Origin of the sequence: Candidatus Nitrosacidococcus sp. I8, from assembly GCF_945836005.1 — a bacterium.
Lineage (GTDB): Bacteria > Pseudomonadota > Gammaproteobacteria > Nitrosococcales > Nitrosococcaceae > Nitrosacidococcus.
In genome coordinates, this window is the sequence record NZ_OX241534.1 from 517,278 (window position 1) to 541,751 (window position 24,474).

The 24,474-nt window shown below is 38.0% G+C and carries 22 protein-coding genes and 2 tRNA genes; 17 read left to right on the forward strand and 7 right to left on the reverse strand.

Going from position 1 to position 24,474, the window contains the following annotated elements; genetic code table 11:
* Positions 1 to 75: 75 nt before the first annotated feature.
* Together OOL07_RS02670 and OOL07_RS02675 are read right to left on the reverse strand one after the other, a co-directional pair.
* Positions 76 to 2,370 carry an AsmA family protein gene (locus OOL07_RS02670; RefSeq protein ID WP_264694879.1) on the reverse strand — a complete coding sequence of 765 codons (2,295 nt, stop codon included), beginning with the start codon at positions 2,368 to 2,370 and terminating at the stop codon, positions 76 to 78.
* Positions 2,371 to 2,560: 190 nt separating this feature from the next.
* Positions 2,561 to 3,400: a cytochrome C assembly family protein gene (locus OOL07_RS02675; RefSeq protein WP_264694880.1), complete on the reverse strand. Its 840-nt coding sequence runs from the start codon at positions 3,398 to 3,400 to the stop codon at positions 2,561 to 2,563.
* 184 nt (positions 3,401 to 3,584) lie between these two features.
* Between OOL07_RS02675 and ffh the strand changes: the two genes are divergently transcribed.
* The 9 genes from ffh to OOL07_RS02720 all read left to right on the forward strand — a co-directional run bounded on the left by ffh (position 3,585) and on the right by OOL07_RS02720 (position 9,644).
* Positions 3,585 to 4,943, forward strand: a complete 1,359-nt coding sequence (ffh, locus tag OOL07_RS02680) for a signal recognition particle protein (protein WP_264694881.1) — start codon at positions 3,585 to 3,587, stop codon at positions 4,941 to 4,943.
* Between the two features lie 75 nt (positions 4,944 to 5,018).
* Positions 5,019 to 5,273, forward strand: a complete 255-nt coding sequence (rpsP, locus tag OOL07_RS02685) for a 30S ribosomal protein S16 (protein ID WP_264694882.1) — start codon at positions 5,019 to 5,021, stop codon at positions 5,271 to 5,273.
* A gap of 29 nt (positions 5,274 to 5,302) precedes the next feature.
* Positions 5,303 to 5,815 (forward strand): ribosome maturation factor RimM, encoded by a 513-nt coding sequence (gene rimM / locus OOL07_RS02690; RefSeq protein ID WP_264694883.1) that lies wholly within the window; start codon positions 5,303 to 5,305, stop codon positions 5,813 to 5,815.
* A 31-nt stretch (positions 5,816 to 5,846) separates the two neighbouring features.
* The gene (gene trmD / locus OOL07_RS02695) at positions 5,847 to 6,608 is read left to right on the forward strand and encodes a tRNA (guanosine(37)-N1)-methyltransferase TrmD (protein ID WP_264694884.1); all 762 of its coding nucleotides are present in this window, start codon (positions 5,847 to 5,849) and stop codon (positions 6,606 to 6,608) included.
* Positions 6,601 to 6,966: a 50S ribosomal protein L19 gene (rplS, locus tag OOL07_RS02700; RefSeq protein ID WP_264694885.1), complete on the forward strand. Its 366-nt coding sequence runs from the start codon at positions 6,601 to 6,603 to the stop codon at positions 6,964 to 6,966. The genes trmD and rplS overlap by 8 nt, the downstream gene beginning before the upstream one ends.
* Before the next feature lie 2 nt (positions 6,967 to 6,968).
* A complete protein-coding gene (locus OOL07_RS02705; protein ID WP_264694886.1) occupies positions 6,969 to 7,457 on the forward strand; it encodes a methylated-DNA--[protein]-cysteine S-methyltransferase in 489 nt (162 codons plus the stop codon).
* The gene (gene xerD, locus OOL07_RS02710) at positions 7,429 to 8,352 is read left to right on the forward strand and encodes a site-specific tyrosine recombinase XerD (protein ID WP_264694887.1); all 924 of its coding nucleotides are present in this window, start codon (positions 7,429 to 7,431) and stop codon (positions 8,350 to 8,352) included. The genes OOL07_RS02705 and xerD overlap by 29 nt, the downstream gene beginning before the upstream one ends.
* Before the next feature lie 50 nt (positions 8,353 to 8,402).
* Entirely contained in the window at positions 8,403 to 8,885 is a 483-nt protein-coding gene (locus OOL07_RS02715; RefSeq protein WP_264694888.1) for a YajQ family cyclic di-GMP-binding protein, read from the forward strand.
* Positions 8,886 to 8,906: 21 nt separating this feature from the next.
* Positions 8,907 to 9,644 carry a DsbC family protein gene (locus OOL07_RS02720; RefSeq protein WP_264694889.1) on the forward strand — a complete coding sequence of 246 codons (738 nt, stop codon included), beginning with the start codon at positions 8,907 to 8,909 and terminating at the stop codon, positions 9,642 to 9,644.
* Here OOL07_RS02720 and lpxH read toward each other — a convergent pair.
* Together lpxH and OOL07_RS02730 are read right to left on the reverse strand one after the other, a co-directional pair.
* Positions 9,641 to 10,354: a UDP-2,3-diacylglucosamine diphosphatase gene (gene lpxH, locus OOL07_RS02725; protein ID WP_264694890.1), complete on the reverse strand. Its 714-nt coding sequence runs from the start codon at positions 10,352 to 10,354 to the stop codon at positions 9,641 to 9,643. The genes OOL07_RS02720 and lpxH overlap by 4 nt on opposite strands.
* Before the next feature lie 16 nt (positions 10,355 to 10,370).
* Complete coding sequence (locus tag OOL07_RS02730; protein ID WP_264694891.1) at positions 10,371 to 10,961, reverse strand: peptidylprolyl isomerase; 591 nt, start codon at positions 10,959 to 10,961, stop codon at positions 10,371 to 10,373.
* A gap of 110 nt (positions 10,962 to 11,071) precedes the next feature.
* Between OOL07_RS02730 and gltX the strand changes: the two genes are divergently transcribed.
* Both gltX and cysS read left to right on the forward strand, forming a co-directional pair.
* Complete coding sequence (gene gltX / locus OOL07_RS02735; protein ID WP_264694892.1) at positions 11,072 to 12,475, forward strand: glutamate--tRNA ligase; 1,404 nt, start codon at positions 11,072 to 11,074, stop codon at positions 12,473 to 12,475.
* A 20-nt stretch (positions 12,476 to 12,495) separates the two neighbouring features.
* Positions 12,496 to 13,911, forward strand: a complete 1,416-nt coding sequence (gene cysS, locus OOL07_RS02740; protein WP_264694893.1) for a cysteine--tRNA ligase — start codon at positions 12,496 to 12,498, stop codon at positions 13,909 to 13,911.
* A gap of 11 nt (positions 13,912 to 13,922) precedes the next feature.
* Here the strand turns inward: cysS and folD are convergent, their stop codons facing one another.
* Entirely contained in the window at positions 13,923 to 14,786 is an 864-nt protein-coding gene (gene folD, locus OOL07_RS02745) for a bifunctional methylenetetrahydrofolate dehydrogenase/methenyltetrahydrofolate cyclohydrolase FolD (RefSeq protein WP_264694894.1), read from the reverse strand.
* 140 nt (positions 14,787 to 14,926) lie between these two features.
* Here folD and OOL07_RS02750 point away from each other — a divergent pair.
* From OOL07_RS02750 to gdhA, 3 genes are all read left to right on the forward strand, one after another.
* Positions 14,927 to 15,003: transfer RNA gene (locus OOL07_RS02750), tRNA-Pro, on the forward strand.
* A 55-nt stretch (positions 15,004 to 15,058) separates the two neighbouring features.
* Positions 15,059 to 15,135: transfer RNA gene (locus OOL07_RS02755), tRNA-Arg, on the forward strand.
* 23 nt (positions 15,136 to 15,158) lie between these two features.
* Positions 15,159 to 16,502, forward strand: a complete 1,344-nt coding sequence (gene gdhA, locus OOL07_RS02760; protein ID WP_264694895.1) for an NADP-specific glutamate dehydrogenase — start codon at positions 15,159 to 15,161, stop codon at positions 16,500 to 16,502.
* Positions 16,503 to 16,563: 61 nt separating this feature from the next.
* On the opposite strand, the gene OOL07_RS02765 is transcribed toward gdhA, so the two are convergent.
* A complete protein-coding gene (locus OOL07_RS02765) occupies positions 16,564 to 17,592 on the reverse strand; it encodes an NF038132 family protein (protein WP_264694896.1) in 1,029 nt (342 codons plus the stop codon).
* 262 nt (positions 17,593 to 17,854) lie between these two features.
* Between OOL07_RS02765 and aceE the strand changes: the two genes are divergently transcribed.
* The 3 genes from aceE (at position 17,855) to lpdA (ending at position 23,361) form a co-directional block, all read left to right on the forward strand.
* Complete coding sequence (gene aceE / locus OOL07_RS02770) at positions 17,855 to 20,524, forward strand: pyruvate dehydrogenase (acetyl-transferring), homodimeric type (protein ID WP_413774100.1); 2,670 nt, start codon at positions 17,855 to 17,857, stop codon at positions 20,522 to 20,524.
* 15 nt (positions 20,525 to 20,539) lie between these two features.
* Positions 20,540 to 21,883 (forward strand): 2-oxo acid dehydrogenase subunit E2, encoded by a 1,344-nt coding sequence (locus OOL07_RS02775; RefSeq protein ID WP_264694898.1) that lies wholly within the window; start codon positions 20,540 to 20,542, stop codon positions 21,881 to 21,883.
* A gap of 62 nt (positions 21,884 to 21,945) precedes the next feature.
* Positions 21,946 to 23,361: a dihydrolipoyl dehydrogenase gene (lpdA, locus tag OOL07_RS02780; protein WP_264694899.1), complete on the forward strand. Its 1,416-nt coding sequence runs from the start codon at positions 21,946 to 21,948 to the stop codon at positions 23,359 to 23,361.
* A gap of 63 nt (positions 23,362 to 23,424) precedes the next feature.
* Here lpdA and OOL07_RS02785 read toward each other — a convergent pair whose 3' ends face one another.
* Entirely contained in the window at positions 23,425 to 24,456 is a 1,032-nt protein-coding gene (locus OOL07_RS02785) for a hypothetical protein (RefSeq protein WP_264694900.1), read from the reverse strand.
* Positions 24,457 to 24,474 lie beyond the last annotated feature (18 nt).

Consider the following 24,474-nt stretch of genomic DNA (forward strand, 5'->3'; position numbering starts at 1 on the left):
TGTTTCTTATTATTCTACAAAAAAAAGGGGTAGCCTGTAATAATACAAGCTACCCTAGATAAATTTTCTTATTTCTTAAGGAAGAAACCCTTTTAATTTATCTTGAATCATGTCTTTGGTTGCCTCTCCTTTAATAGTATCAATCGCACCTGAAGCTCCTTTCCCAGATTCTTTGCTGCCACCACCTAAAAGATCACCTACGCCTCCTAGAGGACTTCCTCCTTTACCTCCCATAAGGTTTCCTGCCTCTTTCATTAACCCACCTTTCAGATCTTTTCCAACTTGTCCTTGCATGAGACTAGCCATATCTACGCCATATTTAGGCTGACTTAGCGTACCACTCACCTGTACTGGGATAGTTGTACCTTTAAGTTCATTAGCAAGTAAGTCAAGCTGATAGCTAATATTTTCATTAACTAGATTGGCAGTTCCTTTTCCTTTTGCTTGGAAGATAGGCGATTGAAGATCAAGATCATTATTTTCAACCACGCCATTTGTTGCAGCTAGAGTTCCTTTAATAGAGCCAAATTTTGTTATTGCATCACTATCTCCACCTGAAGCTAAAGAGCTTAAAGAGCTTAGTCCACCACCAGAGGCTAATGCAGCTATCCCTCCACCAGAGGCTAAAGAAGCTAAACCACCGCCTCCACCTGATAAAAGACCGCCTACTTCCTTAATCATTTTAGAAACATCTACGCCTCTGAATACCCCATCAGCAACGGAAAATCCAGCAGTTCCATTTAAGTTACTTTTAATTGCATCTGAATTAGCTCCAGCTGAAGTGAAATTTGCATTTAAATTAGTGGTTCCTTGTAGGGTATCTCTTCCAGAATAATCTTTTAGTAAGGGACCAATTTGAAGATTGGCAAGTTTCTCATCTAAAGCTAGCTTAGGTGTTTGTCCTCGAGCATCTACGGTTGCATTAGTATTAAATGTACCTTCATAGAGTTTAGCTGCAACAGGACTTACCTTTACTAGTCCATTTTTAGCATTGACTCCCATTTGAATATCTTGAATTCGAAGATTATTCATAACGAGTGCACCTATCTTAAATAGGCCATCAATATTGAGTTTTCGAAGAGTATCTACAGGAATCTCTCCAGAGTTTTTGGATTTTGTATCTTTAGTAGCTGAAGAAGAGGAAACCGCAGGTATCTCTTTTTTAGATTTTTCAGTTTTTGGAGGAAGGTAGCGATCTGCATTAATCTTATCTAAAGCTAGGCTGTAACGAATCGCTGGTTGTTTAAAATTTTTTACTGATGCGTTCCCCGCAAGAGTGCTTTCATCTAATTTAACAATGAGCTTATTTGCATTAAAACTATCAGAGGAAGCACCAAAAACTAAGCCAAGCTGCATCATAGTGAGTGCTGTTTGATCAGCAGTAGGTGGTAGTTCGATACCTAGAGAATTAGCGATTTGTTTTGGATCAAATTGATTACTGGCAAGTTCCCCATTAATAGTTCCACCACTAAGTATTTGAGTGCCACTTGCTTGTCCCTTAAGTTTTAATCCAAAAGCATCAATCAAGAGATCCTGTAGAGAAAGCGTTTCTTTATTTAAATTTACGTTAATCCCGCTTGCACCTATGCTTGCACTTACCGGCTTAGCGAATTGCTCTCCTTGGGCATTAGTTTTTAAGTTTAAATTTTTAACGCTATATTGTTTGTTTTCTAAATCGGCGTTAACAGTACCGCCGAAATCCAAATGCCCACTCATATTGGGATCATTGGCTTTAAAATCTGTATTTAACGCAATATTAGCAGGTTTACCCATCTCTAAAGTATCACTGGTGATATTAAAATGATTAATATCGTAACTCTTCTTTTCTTGATCATCTCGGTAGCTAATATGAGCATCTTGGATACTAATCCCACCAATGGTTATCCCTGCAATAGCCATAGAGGATTTTTTATCTTTACTCTGATCTTCATCCTCTGTAGATGCTTTAGTAGACTGCTCTTCTTTCTTAGGCTGAGATAGATCTTCCCAGTTGGTTTTTCCTTGAGCATTTTTAATTAAATTGACATCTAATCCATCCAGAATGACAGTACCTATTTCTATTTCCTTCTTTAATAAGGGAAGGATTTTTACCTTAACTTGAATATCATCTAGTTTGGCAAAAGGACTTTGACTAAAACCCGGTGGGTTACTGAGGCTAATGTCTTCTATTTTTGCCCCTAACCAAGGAAAGAAGCTGAGGTTAATGTCTCCTCCAAGGCTAAGATCTCTGCCGGTGGCTTTTTTGACTTGTTCGGCAATTTGGGGCTTGTAGTTATTGGGGTTGATTATAAATGGGGCTGCAATTGCCGCTATTATAATGAGCAGCAGTAGTATTCCTACCGTGGTAAATAGTATCTTTAGCAGTTTCATATTTTTATCCTTTTTGGATTACATGATTAATCACTTTAGAAAATTTTAAAAAACCCACTAATTTAATAGTACTAAGTAACTGCAACAGCAATTATGCTGTTATCTAAAATAAATTTTTCGATTATAACCTATAGTGCAAATGGTGATGATTATCTAGGTAGGTGTTACTCTTAGGTTTCAAATTATTTTGTTATACTCGATGAAGTATGAGCTCTAGGACTAGTTTGCTTCCAAAATAGGCAAGCATCAGAAAGAAGAAACCGCTTAAAGTCCAACGTATTGCAATTTGTCCTCTCCAACCAAAACGCCAGCGACCCCATAATAAATTGCCGAATACAAACCAAGCAATAATTGAAAATACAGTTTTATGAGCAAGATGCTGAGCAAACATATCTTCTAAAGGAATAATGCCACTAAATAAACTTAAAGAGAGTAGGATAAATCCTAGAGTAAGGAGCTGAAATAGAATACTTTCCATGGTTTGCAAGGGAGGAAAAGCACGCACAAATCCTCTTAAGCGCTTGTTACGAAGGTAGTTATCCTGAACTGCAAGCAAAATAGCCTGCATCGCTGCTAAAGCACATAGACTATAGGCAAAGAAAGAAAGTAAAATATGAATCTCAAGTGGTTTTTCTGTTGTGCTTAATTCAGCACTATAGGGGATAATAATATGGCTTTCTGGAAATAGATTCTGCAATCCTAAAGCAATTGCTGCAAAAGGGTAAATACCAATCCCCATATTTTCTACTGGTTGTCTTAAGCTAGCAATGATTAGCAATGCTGCCATTAACCAAGCTACAGTAGATAAAGCATTAGTGAGACTTAGATTTATACCAGCTGGGGTAAAAAGAAAATCTCTTAGTACTAGAGTATGAAAAATAGCACCTATAAACCCACAGATATTAACTAGTCGTTTATGGCTATTTTTTGGATTTTTTGTATTTGTACTAAGTAAATAACGTACTAGCAACATACTTGCAGTACAATAACATATCACCCCTGAGATGGTCTCAAAAAATATAAATTGCATAACAATACATAATATAAATAAGTATTAAGTCATCTAGATGTAGATTTTACCACTACATTACTTTTAACTTTATATTAAAAATAAGTGGTTACTTACTCCAGTGGATTTCCGCATTACTCTACTTCCCTACAAAATTAGGTATTATCCAAAAATATTAATAAACTTACCCTAAAGAGGATATATTATGTTTGATAATTTAACAGACCGTCTTGGTCAAACATTAAAGCGGTTGCGAGGGCAGGCACGTCTTAGTGATGAAAATATCAAGGATACCCTACGGGAAGTTCGTGTTGCCCTATTAGAAGCTGATGTTGCTTTACCCGTTGTTCGAGATTTTATTGCTAAAGTGCAAGAACGAGCAGTAGGTCAAGATGTTGTGGGTAGTCTTACCCCTGGGCAAGCCTTTATTAAACTAGTATACGATGAATTAGTAGATACCATGGGGGAATCTACTCAGGGCTTGAAACTAGACACCCGCCCTCCTGCGATTATTTTAGTGGCTGGGCTACAAGGTTCAGGAAAAACCACTACAGTAGCTAAACTTGCTCGCTGGCTTACTGAACAAAAGAAAAAATCAGTACTTGTTACCAGTGCTGATATTTATCGACCTGCCGCAATTCAACAATTAGAAACCCTAGCCAATGAAATTGGCGTTCATTTTTATCCTAGTCAAACTAATCAAAGCCCAATTACTATAGCTAGAGGGGCCATTAGACAGGCGCAGCTCCAAACGCTTGATGTGCTTATTGTAGATACGGCAGGGCGACTCCATGTTGATGATGAGATGATGGCAGAGATTAAAAATCTTCATCAAGCGATTTCTCCAGTTGAAACTTTATTTGTCGTAGACAGTATGACTGGGCAGGATGCTGCAAATACTGCTCGTGCTTTTAATGAAGCTCTAGATTTAACAGGTGTAGTACTGACTAAAGTAGATGGAGATGCTCGAGGGGGAGCAGCACTCTCGATCCGTCATATTACTGGTAAGCCCATTAAGTTTATTGGTCTTGGAGAAAAAACCACAGCACTTGAATTATTCCATCCAGATCGGATTGCATCCCGTATTCTTGGTATGGGGGATGTACTCAGCCTTGTTGAAGAGGTAGAGCGCCAAGTTGATAAAGAGCAAGCAGAAAAATTAGCAAAAAAACTTAAGAAAGGTAAAGGATTCGATCTAGAGGACTTTCGCCTGCAATTACAACAAATGAATAAAATGGGGGGAATTGCTAATCTTTTGGATAAGCTTCCTACAATGAATCTACCTGCTAATGCGGTAGATAAAATTAATGATAAGGAATTTATTCGACTAGAGGCGATTATTAATTCTATGACGTTCCAAGAGCGTCGCCAGCCAGAAATTATTAAAGGTTCTCGAAAAAAGCGTATTTCTGCCGGATCGGGTACTCAGGTACAAGATGTGAATCGTTTACTCAAACAATTTACCCAAATGCAAAAAATGATGAAAAAGATGTCTAAGGGGGGAAAGCTTGCAAAACTAATGAGTAGTATGGGAAGTAAAGCAGCATCTAGGCTACCATTTTAAATAGATACTTTTCAAAAAAGTTGGGTTAGCGTAGAATCTACAAATTTATTTAGAGATTACTAGGAATATGAATCTATGGTAGTTATTCGCTTAGCTCGAGGTGGTGCAAAAAAACGCCCTTTTTATACTATTGTGGCTACTGATAAACGCAATAGACGAGATGGACGGTACATTGAACGATTAGGTTTTTTTAATCCTATTGCGACAGGTGGAGAAATTCCACTAAAAATAGATGTAGAACGTGTAAATTATTGGTTATCTCAAGGTGCACAACCTTCTGATCGGGTAACTCAATTAGTAAAATCCTATAGTAAAGAAAATCATAATTAGTATTAAATCTGATTATTTCAACAAATAGAGTGAAAGATGATTTTTGTCTATATACTCTAGTTGGGAAAATCTCAGGACTATATGGGGTTCGAGGCTGGGTAAAAGTCTATTCTTATACCGATCCCCCAAGTAATATCCTAAGTTATAATCCTTGGTACTTAAAAACAAATAACGACTGGCAGATATTTGCTTTAGTAGATGGGCATGTCCATGGAAAAAAAGTCGTAGCTTGCTTAGAAGGAATGACCGATAGGGATGTTGCGGCACAATGGATAAATTGTTCTATTGAGATAAAGCACGATCAATTAGCCCCTCTAGAATATGGGAAGTATTACTGGGCAGATTTAATTGGATTAGAAGCTGTTACAGTTACTGGATCTATTCTAGGTCGGGTGGTTCAACTACTAGAAACAGGGGCAAATGATGTTCTAGTAGTAAGGGGAGAACAAGAGCGGTATATTCCTTTTTTGCTTGAATCCACAATAAAGCAAATCGACCTTACTAAAAAGGTAATTATCGTAGATTGGGATTTAGATTTTTAAGTAAATTTAATTTCACTTAAAAATAGAATATATGAACTTTGGTGTTATCACTCTATTTCCTGGGATGTTTTGTGCACTAACACAGTATGGTGTAGTAGGAAGGGCAATCAAGCGAGGGATTTCTACTCTAGATTTTTGGAATCCAAGAGATTTCTCTCCTAATCTTCATAATACGGTTGATGATCGCCCTTATGGAGGCGGATGTGGTATGGTAATGAGTGTTCAACCCCTCCATGATGCCATTTGTGCTGCTCGGCTAAAACTTGGAGATTTGTGTAGAGTAATTTATCTCTCACCGCAGGGGAAAAAACTAGATCAATCAGGACTAAATACACTATCAAAATATAATAAACTTATTCTAATAGCAGGTCGTTATGAAGGTATAGATGAACGACTTATAGAAATGGAAGTTGATGAAGAGTGGTCAATTGGAGATTATGTATTAAGCGGTGGAGAGCTTGCGGCAATGGTGCTTATTGATGGTTTAACTCGGCTTCTTCCAGGTGTTTTAGGCAGTGAAGAATCAGCCCATCAGGATTCCTTTATAAATGGATTATTAGATTATCCCCATTATACTCGTCCAGAGAGTATTGGGGATTCTCAAGTACCTCCAGTACTACTTAGTGGTAATCATCAGGCTATTTATCGTTGGCGTCTAAAACAGTCTTTAGGGAGAACGTGGGTAAAGCGCCCAGATTTATTTAATACATATAGGCTCACTCAAGAGCAAGAAGACTTACTTAGGGAATTTATTCAGGAATATCAGGAAAATAGAGAATATAAAAATGGGTAATAAAAATAGCATTATTGAAGCAATTGAGGCGGCACAGCTTAGACAGGATATACCAGACTTTAACCCTGGCGATACGATACAAGTAAATGTACGCGTTATTGAAGGGGAGCGGGAGCGCATTCAAGCATTTGAAGGTATCGTTATTGCAAAACGAAACCGTGGTCTTGGATCAGCTTTTACCGTAAGGAAAATTTCCTATGGAGAGGGAGTAGAACGGGTTTTTCAAACCCATAGCCCTGCAATTGCTAGTATTGAAGTAAAACGACGGGGAGATGTCCGCCGAGCAAAACTTTATTATTTACGTAATTTAAGAGGTAAAGCAGCTCGAATTAAAGAAAAAATTGCTGTTAAAAGTTAATTATGGATATAGCCCATGGATATGCAGCAGTTCTTACTACACCATTGGGTAAATTAGGTATATCTACCTGCGAGACTGGAGTAACTGGTTTATCGTTTTTATCACCAGAAACTCCAGACTTCATAGCAACAACGCCGCTAGCCAAAAAAGTTTCCTCACAACTTCAAGCATATTTTATAAATCCTCAGATGGATTTTGATTTACCCATGCTATCTGAAGGCACTTCCTTTCAAAAAAAAGTATGGCAAGCTTTACGTACTATACCAAGCGGTACCACATTAACCTATGGGGCATTAGCACAACAGCTTAAAACAAGTCCCAGAGCTATTGGAGGAGCCTGCCGTTCTAATCCATTACCTATTTTTATTCCTTGTCACCGAATAGTATCTCAACAAGGGTTGGGAGGATATAGCGGTTCTGTAGAAGGACCTAACTTAGATATTAAATCTTGGCTATTGTGCCATGAAGGGTATTCTATTAAGCATGGCTGATCGTGGCTATGATCAAAAATATCTTACCTATTTTTTAGATTCCCTGCGCTGGGAATCAGGGTTATCAGAAAATACCCAATATGCTTATTATTATGATTTAAATCAATTTCTCAATTGGCTATTTCTGCAAAACAAAACAATACTTAATGCACAACAAAAAGATTTACGTAATTATTTGTTTCATCAAGTAGATAGCCATTATAAACCACGGAGTATCGCTCGTACTGTAGCGAGTTTACGGCGCTTTTATCGCTACTTAGTCCGAGAAGAGGTTTGTGATAGTGATCCAAGTTCTTTTATCCAGACCCCTAAATTAGGTAGATCCTTGCCAAATTCGCTTACTGAAGAGGAAGTAGAATCTTTAATCAGTGCACCTAATATATCTTGCTCACTAGGAATGCGGGATCGTGCTATGCTGGAGACATTGTATGCTACAGGACTAAGAGTATCAGAATTGGTTAATCTCACTTTAACACAGATTAACTTTCGCCAAGGTGCTGTGCGAATAATGGGTAAAGGTAATCGGGAACGGTTAGTACCGCTAGGAGAAGTTGCATTAAGCTGGCTAGCTCGTTATAGAGATGAAATTCGCCCAGAAATTCTTAAAGGGCAAGCAAGTGAATTTCTATTTCTTACCCAACGAAAAGCAGAGATGACTAGACAGGGGTTTTGGTATTTAATTAAACGTTATGCACAACAGATAGGTATTAGTAAGCCACTTTCTCCCCATACACTACGTCATGCATTTGCAACCCATTTATTAAACCATGGTGCGGATCTAAGAGTAGTACAAATACTGTTAGGACATACTGATCTATCAACAACACAAATTTACACCCATGTAGCAAGGACTAGATTACAGAAAATTCATCAGCAATACCACCCTCGTGGGTAAAGTGAAGATAGACTTAATTTCAAATGGTTTAATGAAAGAGAGAACATAGTATGCCTTCTTTTGATATTGTCTCCGAAGTAGACAAACATGAGTTAAAAAATGCAGTTGATCAAGCTAATCGTGAAATTAGCACACGTTTTGATTTTCGTGGGACTGATGCCGTGATTAAGGAATCAGATGGGGAGCTTATTTTTGAGGCAGAAAATGAATTTCAACTCCAACAAATGGGTAATATTTTAGATACTAAATTAGCTAAACGAAATATTGATGTTAACAGTTTAGAGGCTAAAGAGCCGGAAGTTTCTGGTAAAAGAGCACGGCAGACTATTCAAATTCGCCAAGGAATTGATAAGGATATTGCTAAAGAAATTACTAAATTAATTAAGGAAAGCAAGCTTAAAGTACAATCAACTATCCAAGGAGATCAGGTAAGAGTATCTGGCGGTAAACGAGATGATTTACAGCAAGTCATTGCAATTCTAAGAGAATATAAAATCAGCTTACCTCTGCAATATATTAATTTCCGTGATTAATAAAAGCATAAATTTTATTCTATGTATTTAATATTTAATATTATCTTCCTAAGTATATTAATTACTTTTTCAAGTCTAGGAACTGCAGATGAGCAGCAGGAAAATTCTATTAAAGAATTCCTAAAAAAATGGGCACCTGATGCAAAACCTCAGAGTATTAAACCCACTTCTATACCTAATCTTTATGAAGTCATACTAAGTGGACAAATATTTTATCTAACTCAGGATGGGCACTATGCTATTCAAGGGCAGATAATTGATTTAGCCACTCGCACCAATTTAACGGAAAAGCGAGTAAAAGAGATTCGAGCAGCTGCTATTAATGGACTGGATGAAAAAGACATGATTATCTTTACCCCTAAAGATTATAAATACACGGTAAGCATCTTCACTGATATCGATTGCCCCTATTGTCGCCAAATGCATCAACACATTGATGAATACAATAAATTTGGGGTTAAAGTACGATATCTTGCTTTTCCTCGTGCAGGAATCGGTTCATCGTCCTATGATAAAGCAGTTAATGTATGGTGTGCTCAAGATAGGCAAAAAGCAGTCACTTTAGCAAAAGCAGATAAACCTGTAAAAAATACTACCCAGTGCACGAATCCTGTTGCTGATCAATTTCTCTTAGGCGAACAAATTGGTGTAAATGCTACCCCTACCTTTATTTTAAAGGATGGTACGATGATTCCGGGATTTATTCGTCCAAGCTCTTTAATAAAATTACTGGAACAAAATGCTAATTCAGCAAGTTAGTTAATTAAAGAAAAATTATCTCTATTATAGACAAGGATACTTTTTTTATTAAACCAATCCCCTAAAACGATTCTTCGTTTTGGATTATTGTTTATTGAAAACTCATGTATTCCTTGGCGATGGGTATGACCATGGATAATTTGGGTCACTTGGTAATTTTGGATGATTTCCTCCACCGCATTTTGGTTTGCATCCATAATTTCTAATGGCTGACTTTGGGTATGTTCTCTACTTTTTTGCTGTATTCTTTGGGCTATTGCTTGACGCTGGGATTTTGGTAAAGAGAGATAGGTGTTAATCATAATGGGACGTCTAAAGCGGGCTTTAGATCTCTGATATATCTTATCATCTGTACAGAGTATATCCCCATGGGTAAGTAAGGTTGGGATACCATAAAGATCAATCACTGTAGGATCAGGTAGAATTTGACAGCCACTCATTTTTGCAAATTCCTGCCCAACTAAAAAATCTCGATTCCCTGGAAGGAAATATACTTGCACTTTATTTTTTGATAAGCAATGGAGGGCTGGAGCTATAGCCAAACCCTCATCTGTAGGTGCATCATCGCCTATCCAAGAGTTAAATAAATCCCCTAAAATATAGAGGGTTTCTCCAGAAAACGTATCTTTAGCTAGAAATTCTAGAACTTGTTTTTGAGCATTTGGGTTTGTTGGGCTCAGATGTAAATCTGAGATAAAAAAAGTGGTCACAAAAATTTTTAATGAATTAATTTATTACGGATGCTTGCTTAATTATGATTTGTTTAAGTGGCACATCTGTATACCCATTTTGGCGGCCTGTAGGCGTATTTTCAATCGCTCTTACTATATCTATACCTTCAGTAACTTTTCCAAAAACTGCATATCCCCACCCTTGGGTCGTTTTGCTTTGAAAGTTTAAAAACTTATTATCTGCAGTATTAATAAAAAATTGAGCAGTTGCTGAGTTTGGATCAGGAGTACGGGCCATGGCAATAGTACCTATTTCATTTGCTAACCCATTGTCTGCTTCGTTTTGAATAGGAGAGTGGGTAGATTTTTGGTTAAACGTTTCATCAAACCCTCCCCCTTGAATCATGAAATTTTTAATGACTCGGTGAAAAATTGTGCCATTATAAAAGCCTTCATTTACATAATTTAGGAAGTTTTTAACTGAAATAGGTGCTTTTTCTGGATTAAGCTCAATGATAATATCCCCTAGGTTAGTCTCTAATTTAACATGGGGAGAAGATTTTGGGGTTGAACCACCACCAGCTTCAGCAGTTAATCCAAATATTCCCAATAATAAAAAAATAAATGTTCTTTGAAATATATGCATAGGATACCTATAGTATTTAATTTCACGATAAATTGTGCCCTCCATTATACGAATAATATTGTAGGGTGAGCAAAACTTAATAAAATATATTTCTAATATGGTGCTTTTTTATGATTAAAACCCGTTTTGCACCCAGCCCGAGTGGCTTATTACATTTAGGAAATGTGCGTACTGCCTTATTTAATGTGCTTTTTGCTAGTGCTAATCAAGGTATCTTTTTACTACGCATAGAAGATACTGATCAAGAACGAAGTGATGAAGAGTATATTACTGCCTTAGTGAAGGATCTAAAATGGCTAGATCTAATATGGCAAGAGGGTGTAGAAGTAGGAGGAGGCTATAGCCCTTATCGACAATCTGAACGAACTCAAATCTACCAATCATACTTTGATCAACTAGAAAATAAAGAATTAGCTTATCCTTGTTTTTGTTCACCTCAAGAGTTAAAGCAAGTACGTAAACGTCAGCTTGCCGCAGGCCAGCCTCCACGTTATCCAGGTACCTGTGCCCGATTAAGTTCAGATGAAATAAAAAGTAGGCAAGCTAATGGAATTCAACCTACTTTACGATTTCGAGTGCCTAACTCTAGCATTATAGAATTTACTGATTTAGTAAGGGGAGAGCAGTATTTTACCGCTCAGGATATTGGGGATTTTATTATTCGTAGAGCAGATGGCTCACCTGCGTTTTTTTTCAGTAATGCGATTGATGATTCTTTAATGGAAGTCACCCATGTATTGCGTGGTGAAGATCATTTAACCAATACTCCTCGACAAATTTTATTACTTCAAGCCCTTGAATTGCCTATCCCTGAATATGCTCATATTGGCTTAATTATTGGTCATGATAGGTCTCCTTTATCAAAGCGCCATGGTAGTCGCAGTATTACTGAGCTTAGGAAAGAGGGTTATTTACCTCTTGCCCTATGTAATTATTTAGCTCGGCTAGGGCATCACTTTGAAGATACTAATTTTCTATCTTTAGATACTCTAGCTAATCAATTTAAACTAGAAAATTTGGGAAAAGCACCTGCTCGGTTTGATGAATCTCAACTTATCCATTGGCAACGAGAAGGATTAATTCATAGTAACTTTGAAGCTTTAAAAGATTGGCTAGGAAATGATATTTTGGCAAAAATTCCAAGGGATCAATGCCAACAATTTATCGAAGCAATACGACCTAATATTCTCTTTCCTAAAGATACGTTGCGGTGGATTACTGCTATTTTCGATGAAAAATTAAACTATGAAAGTGAGTCTTTAAAAATTATTACGCAAGCCAATTCCTCTTTTTTTACCCAAGCACTTAAAGTAATAGATTTCTGTGGTTTAGATTTTAAAAAATTTATTACTGAATTAAAAAACACTACAGGGACTAGAGGTAAAGCCCTTTTTCAACCTCTCCGGGCTGCCCTAACCGGGGAATTGGATGGTCCAGAACTCGCTTTATTATTTCCATTGATAGGAATTGAAAGAATTCGCCAAAGATTAACCCAATGCTTGAATATATCTTAGCGAAACATAAGGATAAATAAATGTTGCATATTTACAATAGTTTAACTAAGAAAAAAGAGAAATTTATCCCTATTGAACCGGGTAAAGTGCGAATGTATGTATGCGGTATGACTGTATATGATAGAGCACATATAGGTCATGCTCGGGTAATGATTGTTTTTGACATAGTGGCTCGCTATCTCAGAACCAGTGGATTTGAAGTTAATTATGTGAGAAATATTACGGATATTGACGATAAAATTATTCAGCGGGCAAGTGAAAATAATGAGAACATTCAAACTTTAACTGCTAGATACATTCAAGATCTCTGTAAGAATTCTAATCAGCTTCAAATTATCCCTCCTAATAAAGAACCTAAAGCCACTGAATTTATAGCAGAAATTATTACTCTAATTGGGCAATTACTAGCAAAAAATTATGCCTATCAAGGAAAAAATGGAGATGTATATTTTGATGTACACCAGTTTAAACCTTATGGGTTGCTTTCTGGTAAACAACTTGAGGATTTGCGAGCAGGAGAACGGGTTGAGGTAAATGAGGATAAAAAAAATCCTTTAGATTTTGTACTTTGGAAAATGACAAAACCTAATGAACCTGCTTGGGATTCTCCTTGGGGATTAGGTCGACCAGGATGGCATATTGAATGTTCTGCTATGTCTCTTTATGAACTAGGATCTCCTTTTGATATTCATGGGGGAGGGCAGGATTTACAGTTTCCTCACCATGAAAATGAAATTGCTCAAAGTGAGGCAGCCACTGGGCATAAATTTGTAAACTATTGGATGCACAATGGTTTTGTTCGGATTAATGATGAAAAAATGTCTAAGTCTTTAGGAAATTTTTTCACTATTGAGGAGGTATTATCCCATTACCATCCAGAAGTATTACGTTATTTTATCCTCTCGAGCCATTATCGCAGTCCCTTAAATTATTCTGAATCTCAGCTTGAAACAGCAAAAAACGCTCTTACTCGTATGTATGGTGCATTAAGAGGTATTCCTGTACCAAAAATAGAAAATAAGCTATTGAATTCTTGGGATCATTCACTCATGACTCGTTTTTGTGTAGCCATGGATGATGATTTTAATACCCCAGAAGCCCTTGCTGTGCTAAATGAGACAAGGCGAGAATTAAACAATGCCAGAGAAAAAAATGATACGCAGCAAATAGATGAATTAGCAAACCCATTATATCTAATGGGTAATATTTTAGGGTTGTTGAATGCAGATCCAGAAGAATTTTTACGAGATTCAAGACAAATACATATAAAAGAAAATCAACTCTCAGATCAGCAAATAGAACAACTTATCCAACAAAGGATAGAGGCTCGCAAAAATAAAAATTGGTCAGAAGCCGATCGAATCAGAGATATTTTAAAAGAGCAGAATATCACCATTGAAGATACTGTGACAAAGACTTTATGGCGACGTAGCTAAGTTAACTCCATTTAGCTAATATTTTTATCCCGTTGTTCTGCCGCATAGAGGGTGTTTTGTAATAGGGTAGCAATCGTCATTGGACCTACTCCTCCAGGTACTGGAGTAATCCAAGCAGCTCGCTCTTTTGCTACCTCAAATTCCACATCCCCGGATAGAGTGCCATCTGCTTGGCGACTGAACCCCACATCGATCACAATCGCACCTGATTTAATCCATTCTCCTTTAATTAAATTAGCTTTACCCACTGCAGAAACCACAATATCTGCTTTAGAAACATGCTGTGCTAGATCTTTGGTCCAGCGATGACAATTGGTAACAGTACAGCCAGCAAGGAGTAGTTCTAAAGTCATGGGTCGTCCAACAATATTGGAGGTACCAATAATAACCGCTTCTAACCCTTTCAGATCTCGACTAGTATGAGCTAATAAAGTCATAATCCCATAGGAAGTGCAGGGTCTGAGCGTAGGTACTCGTAACGCTAATCGTCCTATGTTATAAGGGTGAAACCCATCCACATCTTTACTAGGATGAATTTTCTCAATAATTTCTTCAGAGCGAATATGCTCTCCAAGAGGGAGTTGGACTAAAATACCATCAATTTCTAAATTTTCATTAAGCTGATGGATTAGATTAATCAGATCATTCTGGGTGGTATCTGCTGATAAGTCGTAGGCTAAAGATTTAAACCCAACTTCTTCACAAGCTTTTCGCTTACTTCGTACGTAGGTTTGAGATGCTGGATCAGTGCCTAGAAGTATGACTGATAATCCTGGTGGGCGTAGCCCAAGATTTATTCTTTTTTGAACTTGTTGTTTTATCTCTTTTCGCAGTGTAGCCGCAACTGCTTTACCATCGAGGATTTTAGCGTTCATAAAAATTATTTAATTATATACTATATAGTCAATGTATAATGTATTATAATTGCACGAAATAAATGTAACTGTTATCAAGATTATTTGAATTATTACCGCTTTAATATTATTGCCAGTTACATCTTCTAATCATCATATTTCGGGGTATAGCGCAGTCTGGTAGCGCATCTGCTTTGGGAGCAGAGGGTCGGGGGTTCAAATCCCTCTACCCCGACCAATTTTTTTCGCTTGAACACTCTATTTCGTTGTATAATTTATCCATCTATTAACCAGCGCCTGTAGCTCACTCGGATAGAGCATCGGCCTTCTAAGCCGAGGGTAGCAGGTTCGAATCCTGCCAGGCGCGCCACACCTATTTAGAGAGTAGCACTCTTGGAAGCAGAAACTATAACCTCCAAAATTTTTGAAGACGTTATTCGCCGAAACTCAGGCGAATCCGATTTTCATCAAGCAGTAAAAGAAGTTCTTGAAACTTTAGGTCCAGTACTTAAAAAGCACCCTGAGTATGTGGATTATAAAATCATAGAACGAATTTGCGAACCAGAGCGACAAGTTATTTTTCGAGTGCCTTGGCAAGATGATCAAGGGAAAATTCATGTTAATCGGGGCTTTAGAGTAGGATTTAGTAGTTTACTTGGTCCTTATAAAGGGGGACTACGTTTTCATCCTTCAGTATACTTAGGTACGATTAAATTCCTTGCTTTTGAGCAAGTATTTAAAAATGCCATTACCGGTATGCCTATAGGTGGAGGAAAAGGCGGCTCAGATTTTGATCCTAAAGGAAAATCAGAAAATGAGGTCATGCGATTTTGCCAGAGTTTTATGACTGAACTTTATCCCTATGTAGGCGGAAATATTGACGTACCTGCAGGAGATATTGGGGTAGGGGCAAGAGAAATTGGTTATTTATTTGGTCAGTATAAACGAATTACCCATAGCTATGAATCTGGGGTGCTTACAGGTAAAAATCCAAAGTGGGGGGGATCCCTTGCTCGCAAAGAGGCTACTGGCTATGGCTGTGTATTCTTTGTTGATGAAATGCTTAAAGTCCGTGGTCAAACCCTTGAAGGAAAAAACTGCCTTGTATCAGGTTCTGGAAATGTAGCGATTTACGCTATGGAGAAGCTCACCGCTTTTGGAGCTAAGGTGATTGCTTGCTCTGATTCTAATGGGGTAATTTATCATCCTCAAGGTATCCAGTTAGCTACAGTTAAAGAAATTAAAGAAATCAAGCGACAACGAATTCATCTCTATACCCATGAGCATAAGGAAGCTCAGTATATTGAAGGGGGAAATATCTGGGATATCCCCTGCGATATTGCACTACCTTGTGCCACTCAAAATGAGCTAGATGAAAATTCTGCACGTAAGTTAGTTGCAAATGGTTGTATTGCAATCAGTGAAGGGGCGAATATGCCTACTACACCCGGTGGGGTAAAAGTATTTCATGAGGCAAAAATTGCCTATGGGCCAGGAAAAGCGGCGAATGCAGGGGGGGTTGCTACTTCAGCATTAGAAATGCAGCAAAATGCCAGTAGGGATTCGTGGTCTTTTGATACGGTTGAGCAGAGACTGCATAGTATTATGAAGAACATCCACCAAGAGTGTTTTGAAACTGGTGCAAAATATGGCTATTCTAATAATTATGTAGTAGGGGCCAATATTTTAGGGTTTCGCAGGGTGGCAGAAGCTATGCTTGCCTTCGGCGTTATTTAATCTATCTAGTTGCTAGATAGAAAATACTCTTAGGATTACACACCCTAAGAGTATTTTTCCGCTATAAGTATATAGACTGTATTTTTCTATTATCTCTACTAGAGAAATAACTAATCCCAAATAGACCTAAAATAATTAAATTTAATGTGATAGGTTCAGGAATTGATGAACTTCCGCTTGCGTTCTCGCTTATATTAACATTAGCAATTGCTACACCGCTTTGAAAACTTGTATTGGTCCAATTCACTACTCCAACTTGAAGATAATAACTACCCGGATCAAGATTTCCTAAATCATAGCTAGCAGTAATCCAGCCAGTCGAACCGCATGTATCAGTAGAATCAGTTCCATTGCAATAATATAGTGAGTTATCATTGGCAGTATACCCATCACCAGAAATGGGTGCCCAATTTGGAGCACCATTCATAGGATCTTGCTGCTGAGGTATAACTGCCACTGCAGTACCTGGAATAATTTTAGTAGTTTGAGGAGTAAGTGTTACACCCGGGCTTGTTTCAGGAAGACCATAGCCTGGGACTATATTTTCGCTGGCATTTTCTGGAGTTCTTGCAGTAAATAATAGTGCGGCTAAATCACCATTAGCTGTAAATATTGCCCCCCATCCATAATCATTATATGGACTACTATCACTGGTGATGTAATTAAAGTCAAAGCTTAATTCTCCACCTTGGCTACCTATATTAAATGTAGATGAAGTTAAGGTAGTACCACTTGTAGGACAGTCACCTACAAAAACGCTAGCACAATAATCTACTCCTGGTAGTGCTCCGGTATTATTGCCTACTCCACCATTATAAGGAGTCACTAACCATTGATAGGAGCTTGCCCCTGCAGGTATGGGTATATCTCCACTAGGGTAACTCCCATTGCTATCACTAAAAGAGCCACCACTAAAGGTGCCACATTGATCGCCACGAAATTGATTTTCAGTTGCCATTTGACCAGAACAGGTCCAAGAATCAGCGATAGGATCTGCGTTTGATGGGCTGATCATCCCTAAGCCAATTAGGCAAATACTAACTTGAAAAATATACCTGTTTAATAACTTTTCTAAGATGGTTTTATGCATTTTTATTTATCCTAATAATTTTTTAAGCCTGTATATATACTTAATTTTTTTAAAATTTTATATACATACTAGCTTTAAATATTATATAGATATTTCATTTAAAGATAAATTGATAGTGTACTCATTATTTATTTCTAAATCAAAGAGTGTCTAGAATAGTTCTGGTATAATGCTAGAAACTCCATATTTTATAAATAATTAGTGAGTAAATAGCTATTTATATAGAATGACCTTAACGTAAATTGGGGCCAAAGGCATGTCAGTGGATAAAATAAAAGTAGATCAGGATATTGAAACGCAAGAGACTCAAGAATGGCTAGAGTCTTTAGAATATATACTCCAACAAGGAGATTCAAAACGTACCCAACGCTTACTAGGTAGTCTACAGCTCCATGCCTTGAAATCAGGAGTTCAACTTCCCTATTTAGCAAATACACCTTACATTAACACTATTCCTGCTGATAGACAGCCTCCTTTCCCCGGAAGTTATGAAATTGAGCGGCGTATTCGCAGTTTAGTACGTTGGAATGCTATGGCGATGGTGGTTAGAGCAAACAAGGAAGAAGATGGTATCGGGGGACATATTTCCACCTATGCCTCTATCGCTACTTTATATGAAATTGGTTTTAACCATTTCTTTCATGGTAAAACAGAAAATCATAGCGGTGATATTGTTTATTTCCAAGGTCACGCCTCTCCCGGAAATTATTCCAGAGCTTTTCTTGAAGGTCGGCTCTCAGAGCAACAGTTAGAAAATTTCAGAAGGGAATTAAAACCTGAAGGAGGATTACCTTCCTATCCTCATCCTTGGCTTTTACCAGATTTTTGGCAATTTCCTACGGTTTCTATGGGCTTAGGTCCTATCATGTCTATCTATCAAGCTAGATTTAATCGCTATCTTGAAGATCGTGGGCTTAAAACCCCTTCACAAGATAAAATATGGGCCTTTATTGGTGATGGTGAAACCGATGAGCCAGAAACTTTAGGTGCGATTAACCTCGCCTCTAGAGAAAAGCTTGATAATCTTATTTTTGTGATTAACTGCAACCTACAGCGATTAGATGGACCAGTACGTGGAAATAGTAGCATTATCCAAGAGCTAGAAGCTATTTTCCGTGGTGCTGGTTGGAATGTCATTAAAGTCATTTGGGGTAGTGATTGGGATCCTCTTTTTGCCGCAGATACCAAAGGTAAGCTTGTTAAACGGATGGAAGAGGCAGTTGATGGAGAATATCAGAGATATACGGTTGAATCTGGAGATTATATTCGCAAACACTTCTTTGGCACTGATCCAGATTTACTAGAATTAGTTAAACACCTTTCTGATGAGCAACTTTGCCGCCTTCGTACTGGGGGCCACGATCCTGAGAAAGTATATGCTGCTTATAAAGCTGCGGTGGAACATAAAGGATCACCTACTGTAATTCTAACAAGAACCATTAAAGGCTATGGATTGGGAGAAGCAGGCGAGGGTAAAAATATTACTCATCAACAAAAGAAATTAAACGAGCAGGAACTCCGTGATTTTAGATCTCGATTTGGCATTCCTATTTCTGATGAGCAAATCGCCCAAGCCCCATTTTACAAGCCTTCAGAAGATAGTCCAGAATTACAGTATCTCCATGATCGGAGAAAAGCCCTTGGTGGTTATTTGCCACAGCGCAAAGTACGTAGCGAACCAATTAAAGCACCTACCGAAGAGTTTTATAGTGAGTTTTATAAAGGTACGGGTAATCGAACCATGGCGACAACCATGGCTTACGTTCGGGTTCTGACCAAATTACTTAGGGATCCAAAATTGGGCAAATTAATTGTCCCTATTATTCCTGATGAAGCTCGTACCTTCGGTATGGAATCCTTATTTCGCCAAGTCGGGATTTATGCCCATGAAGGCCAACTCTATGAGCCTGTAGATATATCTACCCTGCTTTATTATAAAGAGGCTAAGGATGGGCAAATTTTAGAAGAAGGTATTACAGAAGCTGGTGCTATGTCCTCTTTTATTGCAGCAGGCACAGCCTATGCTACCCATGGAATCAATACGATTCCTTTCTTTACTTATTATTCCATGTTTGGGTTTCAGAGAATTGGCGATCTAATTTGGGCAGCAGGAGATATGCGTTGCCGAGGCTTTTTTGTAGGGGCAACCGCAGGACGTACTACATTATCTGGAGAGGGGCTTCAGCATCAAGATGGGCAAAGTCAAATGCTCGCCTATTCTGTTCCTAATTTAAAAGCCTATGATCCTGCTTATGCTTATGAAATTGCTGTGATTATTCAAGATGGTATTTACCGTATGTATGAACAGCAAGAAGACATCTTCTACTATCTCACAGTAGAAAATGAGCTTTACGCTATGCCAGAAATGCCGGAAGGTTCCCGAGAAGGCATTTTAAAAGGAATGTATCGATTAAAATCGGGTAATCATCCTAAAGCAAAATTACAAGCTCAACTCTTTGGCAGTGGCTCTATCTTAAACGAGGTACTTCATGCCCAAACTCTTTTGGAAAAGTATGAAGTCAATGCCGATGTTTGGAGTATTACCAGTTATAAAGAACTCTATATGGATGGTCATGAAGTTACTCGCTGGAATATGCTTCATCCCTTAGAAAAACCTAAACAATCCTATATAGAGCAATGTTTAAAGGATGCACTTGGGGTATTTGTGGCTACTTCAGATTATTTAAAAGTCCTTCCAGATTCCATTTATCGTTGGTTCCCTAGACCAGTCACTTCTTTAGGTACAGATGGATTTGGTCGTAGCGATGGTCGTCGGGCATTGCGTAATTTCTTTGAAGTAGATGCAAGATTTATCACCATAGCTACTCTATCAGCACTGGCTAAAGAAGGAAAAATTAAGCCTACCTTAGTACAGCAGGCAATTCAGGATTTGGAAATTGATCCAAACAAAGCTAACCCTATGATCTCTTAATGAAGGATAGACAATATGGCAAGTGAGTTTAAAATTCCAGAATTAGGCGAAAACGTTGAGTCTGGTGATGTAGCTAAAATTTTGGTATCTGTAGGAGATTTTTTAGAGGTAGATCAGCCTGTATTAGAGCTTGAGACAGATAAAGCTGTTGTTGAAATTCCTTCTTCAATCCGTGGCAAAGTTAAAGAAATACATATCAAAACTGGAGATCAAATTAGTATAGGACAAACTGTATTAACAGTAGAGGAAGGAAGCAGTGCTGAAAAATCAAAAGCGGCTCCAGAACCTACACCAACGCCTAATGATGCCAGTGTTAAAGAAACACAGGAACCCACACCACCTCAGAGTATTGAACAAGAGCAAACACTATCGGTACCTGAACTAGTATCATCTACTAAACCTGAGTCTTCCCTAGTAGCTGTAAAACAAGAAACAGCTGTAAATAGCAATATTATCCCTGTACCTGCTACACCTTCTGTACGTCGTTTAGCCCGAGAGCTTGGCGTTGATATTCATCAAATTTCTGGCTCTGGATCAGGCGGAAGAATTTCTGCAGAAGATATAAAACTATATGTGCACGGTCAATTATCTGGTCGATCACAACCCTCTATTAGCGCATCATCTATTACTCTTCCCCCACTTCCACAATTTGAACGATGGGGTGCTATTAGACGAGAATCTATTAGTAAAATACGGGACAAAACTGCAGAGCATATGACTCATGCTTGGACAGCACCACATGTTACCCAACATGACTATGCAGATATTACCCAGTTTGAGCAAGAAAGAAAGCGTCTTACAGATCGGGTAGAAAAGTCTGGAGGTAAGCTTACCCTAACAGCAATTGCACTAAAGATTGTTGCTTCAACACTTAAAGCATTCCCTCATTTTAATACCTCTTTAGATTTAGTTACTAAAGAGCTTATCTATAAAGAGTATTACCATATTGGGGTAGCCGTAGATACGGAACGTGGACTTTTAGTGCCAGTTATTCGAGATGTAAATTTAAAAAATATTACTGAAATTGCCATAGAGCTGACTACATTGGCTGAAAAAGCAAAAAATAGGAAGCTAGCACCTGAAGAAATGGAAGGAAGTACCTTTACGATTACTAATTTAGGCGGATTAGGAGGGAGTCACTTTACCCCAATTATTAACTGGCCTGCAGTAGCGATTCTTGGTATTTCTCGAGCAAAAATGATGCCTGTTTATATTGATGGGGAATTTCAGCCCCGCTTACTCATGCCTCTTTCTCTTTCCTATGATCATCGAGTCATTGATGGAGCAGATGCGGTACGTTTTTTACACTGGATTATCGATCTTTTAGAAGAACCTATGCTTTTGTCCTTGTCAGGTTAATACAACTAAGATAAATCCATAAATATATGTATTTAAGTATAAATTGATAAGGGGAAATGACTATGGCTAGTGTTTCAGAAACTACTCAATTAGCTGTTATTGGCGGAGGTCCAGGTGGATATGCAGCTGCTTTTTTGGCAGCAGATTTAGGCTTAGAAGTTACCCTTATTGATCTAGAACCAAACCCTGGTGGAGTGTGTCTTTATCGAGGATGTATTCCATCTAAAGCCCTTCTTCATGTAGCTAAAGTGATTCATGAAGCAAAAGAAGCACATACTTGGGGGGTTACTTTCTCTGACCCTAAAATAGATGTAAATAAGATTAGATCATGGAAAGAACAGGTTGTTAATAAATTAACAGGAGGAGTAGGGCAGCTATCTAAGCAGCGAAAAATTAACTACATCCAAGGTCGAGCAGAATTTATTGCCCAAAAAACTTTACAGATACATGGAAAAAATGGAGATCAACAATTAAATTTTAAAAATGCTATTCTTGCGACAGGATCTCACCCAGTTAAGTTACCTGGAAGTATTGAAAGCCCGAAATTGTTAGATTCTACTTCTGCGTTAGATCTTCAAAGTATTCCTAAAAATCTACTTGTAGTAGGTGGTGGCTACATCGGCCTAGAAATGGCAACGGTTTATGCCAGCTTAGGATCTCAAGTGACCGTAGTAGAAATGGGAGAGACCTTGTTGCCTGGAGCGGATAGTGACTTAGTAGCAATACTTTCAAAACAAATTGAAAAAAGGATATACAGAGTTTTAACGAAGACAAAAGTTGCTCAAATGCAAGAGGACTCTCAAGGGATTCGGGTTTCCTTTGAAGGATTAATTGCTGGAGAAGAGGTTTTCGAAAAAATATTAGTTGCCATTGGGCGTAAACCTAATTCAGCAATTTCAGGTCTTGAACATACCCAAGTTAAAGTAAATCAGAAAGGATTTATTCAAGTGGATTCTCAGTGTCGTACAGATGATCCAGATATTTTTGCTATTGGTGATGTAGTAGGTGAGCCTATGCTTGCTCATAAAGCTAGTCATGAAGGACGGGTAGCTGCTGAGGTTATTGCTGGATTTAAAGCAGTGTTCGAGCCTAGAGCAATCCCTGCAGTCGTATTTACTGATCCAGAAGTAGCTTGGTGCGGATTAACAGAAGCAGAGGCAAAGCGAACAGGGCAAAAAATTCAAGTAACACGCTTCCCTTGGGCAGCTTCAGGAAGGGCAATCACTATAGATCGTACCGATGGTCTTACTAAATTAATCATTGATCCTGAAACAGAACGTGTGCTTGGAGCGGGGATTGTGGGACCAGGAGCAGGAGAATTGATTTCGGAGCTTGTATTAGCGATAGAAATGTCAGCTGTTGCCTCTGATATTAAGTTAAGTATTCATCCTCATCCAACTCTTTCAGAAACAGTGATGGAATCGGCTGAAGTCTTTTTCGGTCAAAGCACTCATATCTACCGACCAATAAAGAAGTAGTATCTTTAGATCTAGGATCTTTCTTGCTTTGTTAGCAAGAAAGATCCTAGATACTTAGCTTTCTTATATTCTCAGCCCAGACATTCCTGCAATAATAATCCCAGAGGCGATTCCACTTACAAGTATCATTACTGTCCATACACGGTCTATAGCCGATCTATGAGATTTATATTTCACCAATGCTACTGTCCTTATTCCGGTCATAAGATGACAGAGGGCAAAAAATACACCCAGGGTATAGTAAGGAAATAATCTAATATTCCAAGAATCATGAATAATTCCAGTAGGTGCTCCACTTGCAAATGCAAAATCACTGGGAATATTTAAATAAATACGAGCATAGATAAATACTGCATTTAAATGGCTTAGCAAAAAAACGGCAAGATAAATGCCAGAAGCTACTTGAAAGCTTTGATAAAAAGGTACAGATCTGGTACTCCAACGCCACATAAGTTGGATTCCAGTGAGGATTTGAAAAAAGAAGAAAATAACAAGTATAGGTTCAACAAAAGGATTGCGGTATACCTTCTCACCCAATTCCATTACTGCGTTATAGGTATCAGCACCTTTGAGAGAGAAAAAATGGTTAGCCATATGAAATAAAATAAAAATACTCACAAGAGTAGCACTTAGTCCATGAATGACTTTCCAGTAAGCGGTAAATTCTGGATCTGAGGGTTTATTTTTTATTTCCTTAGCATTAAGGATAACTAAAATTCCAAAGCTAAACCATAAAACATACCAAATTAACTCATCTGGAATTGGGCTTTGAGCCATCCCTTGTAAAGTACCGAGCAAGGTATATAAAGCAGGTGTGGTAACCACCATATAGGCTAATCTACGTGTATTAGCGAAATCAGGTCCCTTCATCGCAAATATTAACCCAAAAATAGGCACAATAAATGCGGCCCCTAGGAGAATTATTGCAGTTGTAGTAAAGGAAATTTCATCTTTTCCGGAAGTGCTTATTACACTATGAAATCCTTGCAGAAAAAGCGGATAAGCAGCTGCAATGAATACAGGAATAAGCCCCCAGACCCTAGAGATATGAGCAGATTGAGTAGTAATACTTGATATTGTAGATTCTCCTTGCATTTTTATTCTGTCTCCTCA

Bases quoted from the DNA above. Each gene is read 5' to 3' on its own strand.
- lpdA (WP_264694899.1), top strand. From the start codon at position 21,946: ATGGCTAGTGTTTCAGAAACTACTCAATTAGCTGTTATTGGCGGAGGT.
- OOL07_RS02675 (WP_264694880.1), bottom strand. From the start codon at position 3,400: ATGCAATTTATATTTTTTGAGACCATCTCAGGGGTGATATGTTATTGT.
- gltX (WP_264694892.1), top strand. From the start codon at position 11,072: ATGATTAAAACCCGTTTTGCACCCAGCCCGAGTGGCTTATTACATTTA.
- folD (WP_264694894.1), bottom strand. From the start codon at position 14,786: ATGAACGCTAAAATCCTCGATGGTAAAGCAGTTGCGGCTACACTGCGA.
- OOL07_RS02715 (WP_264694888.1), top strand. From the start codon at position 8,403: ATGCCTTCTTTTGATATTGTCTCCGAAGTAGACAAACATGAGTTAAAA.
- OOL07_RS02730 (WP_264694891.1), bottom strand. From the start codon at position 10,961: ATGCATATATTTCAAAGAACATTTATTTTTTTATTATTGGGAATATTT.
- rpsP (WP_264694882.1), top strand. From the start codon at position 5,019: ATGGTAGTTATTCGCTTAGCTCGAGGTGGTGCAAAAAAACGCCCTTTT.
- OOL07_RS02775 (WP_264694898.1), top strand. From the start codon at position 20,540: ATGGCAAGTGAGTTTAAAATTCCAGAATTAGGCGAAAACGTTGAGTCT.
- rplS (WP_264694885.1), top strand. From the start codon at position 6,601: ATGGGTAATAAAAATAGCATTATTGAAGCAATTGAGGCGGCACAGCTT.
- OOL07_RS02720 (WP_264694889.1), top strand. From the start codon at position 8,907: ATGTATTTAATATTTAATATTATCTTCCTAAGTATATTAATTACTTTT.
- ffh (WP_264694881.1), top strand. From the start codon at position 3,585: ATGTTTGATAATTTAACAGACCGTCTTGGTCAAACATTAAAGCGGTTG.
- xerD (WP_264694887.1), top strand. From the start codon at position 7,429: ATGAAGGGTATTCTATTAAGCATGGCTGATCGTGGCTATGATCAAAAA.
- OOL07_RS02670 (WP_264694879.1), bottom strand. From the start codon at position 2,370: ATGAAACTGCTAAAGATACTATTTACCACGGTAGGAATACTACTGCTG.
- OOL07_RS02705 (WP_264694886.1), top strand. From the start codon at position 6,969: ATGGATATAGCCCATGGATATGCAGCAGTTCTTACTACACCATTGGGT.
- OOL07_RS02765 (WP_264694896.1), bottom strand. From the start codon at position 17,592: ATGCATAAAACCATCTTAGAAAAGTTATTAAACAGGTATATTTTTCAA.
- cysS (WP_264694893.1), top strand. From the start codon at position 12,496: ATGTTGCATATTTACAATAGTTTAACTAAGAAAAAAGAGAAATTTATC.
- OOL07_RS02785 (WP_264694900.1), bottom strand. From the start codon at position 24,456: ATGCAAGGAGAATCTACAATATCAAGTATTACTACTCAATCTGCTCAT.
- trmD (WP_264694884.1), top strand. From the start codon at position 5,847: ATGAACTTTGGTGTTATCACTCTATTTCCTGGGATGTTTTGTGCACTA.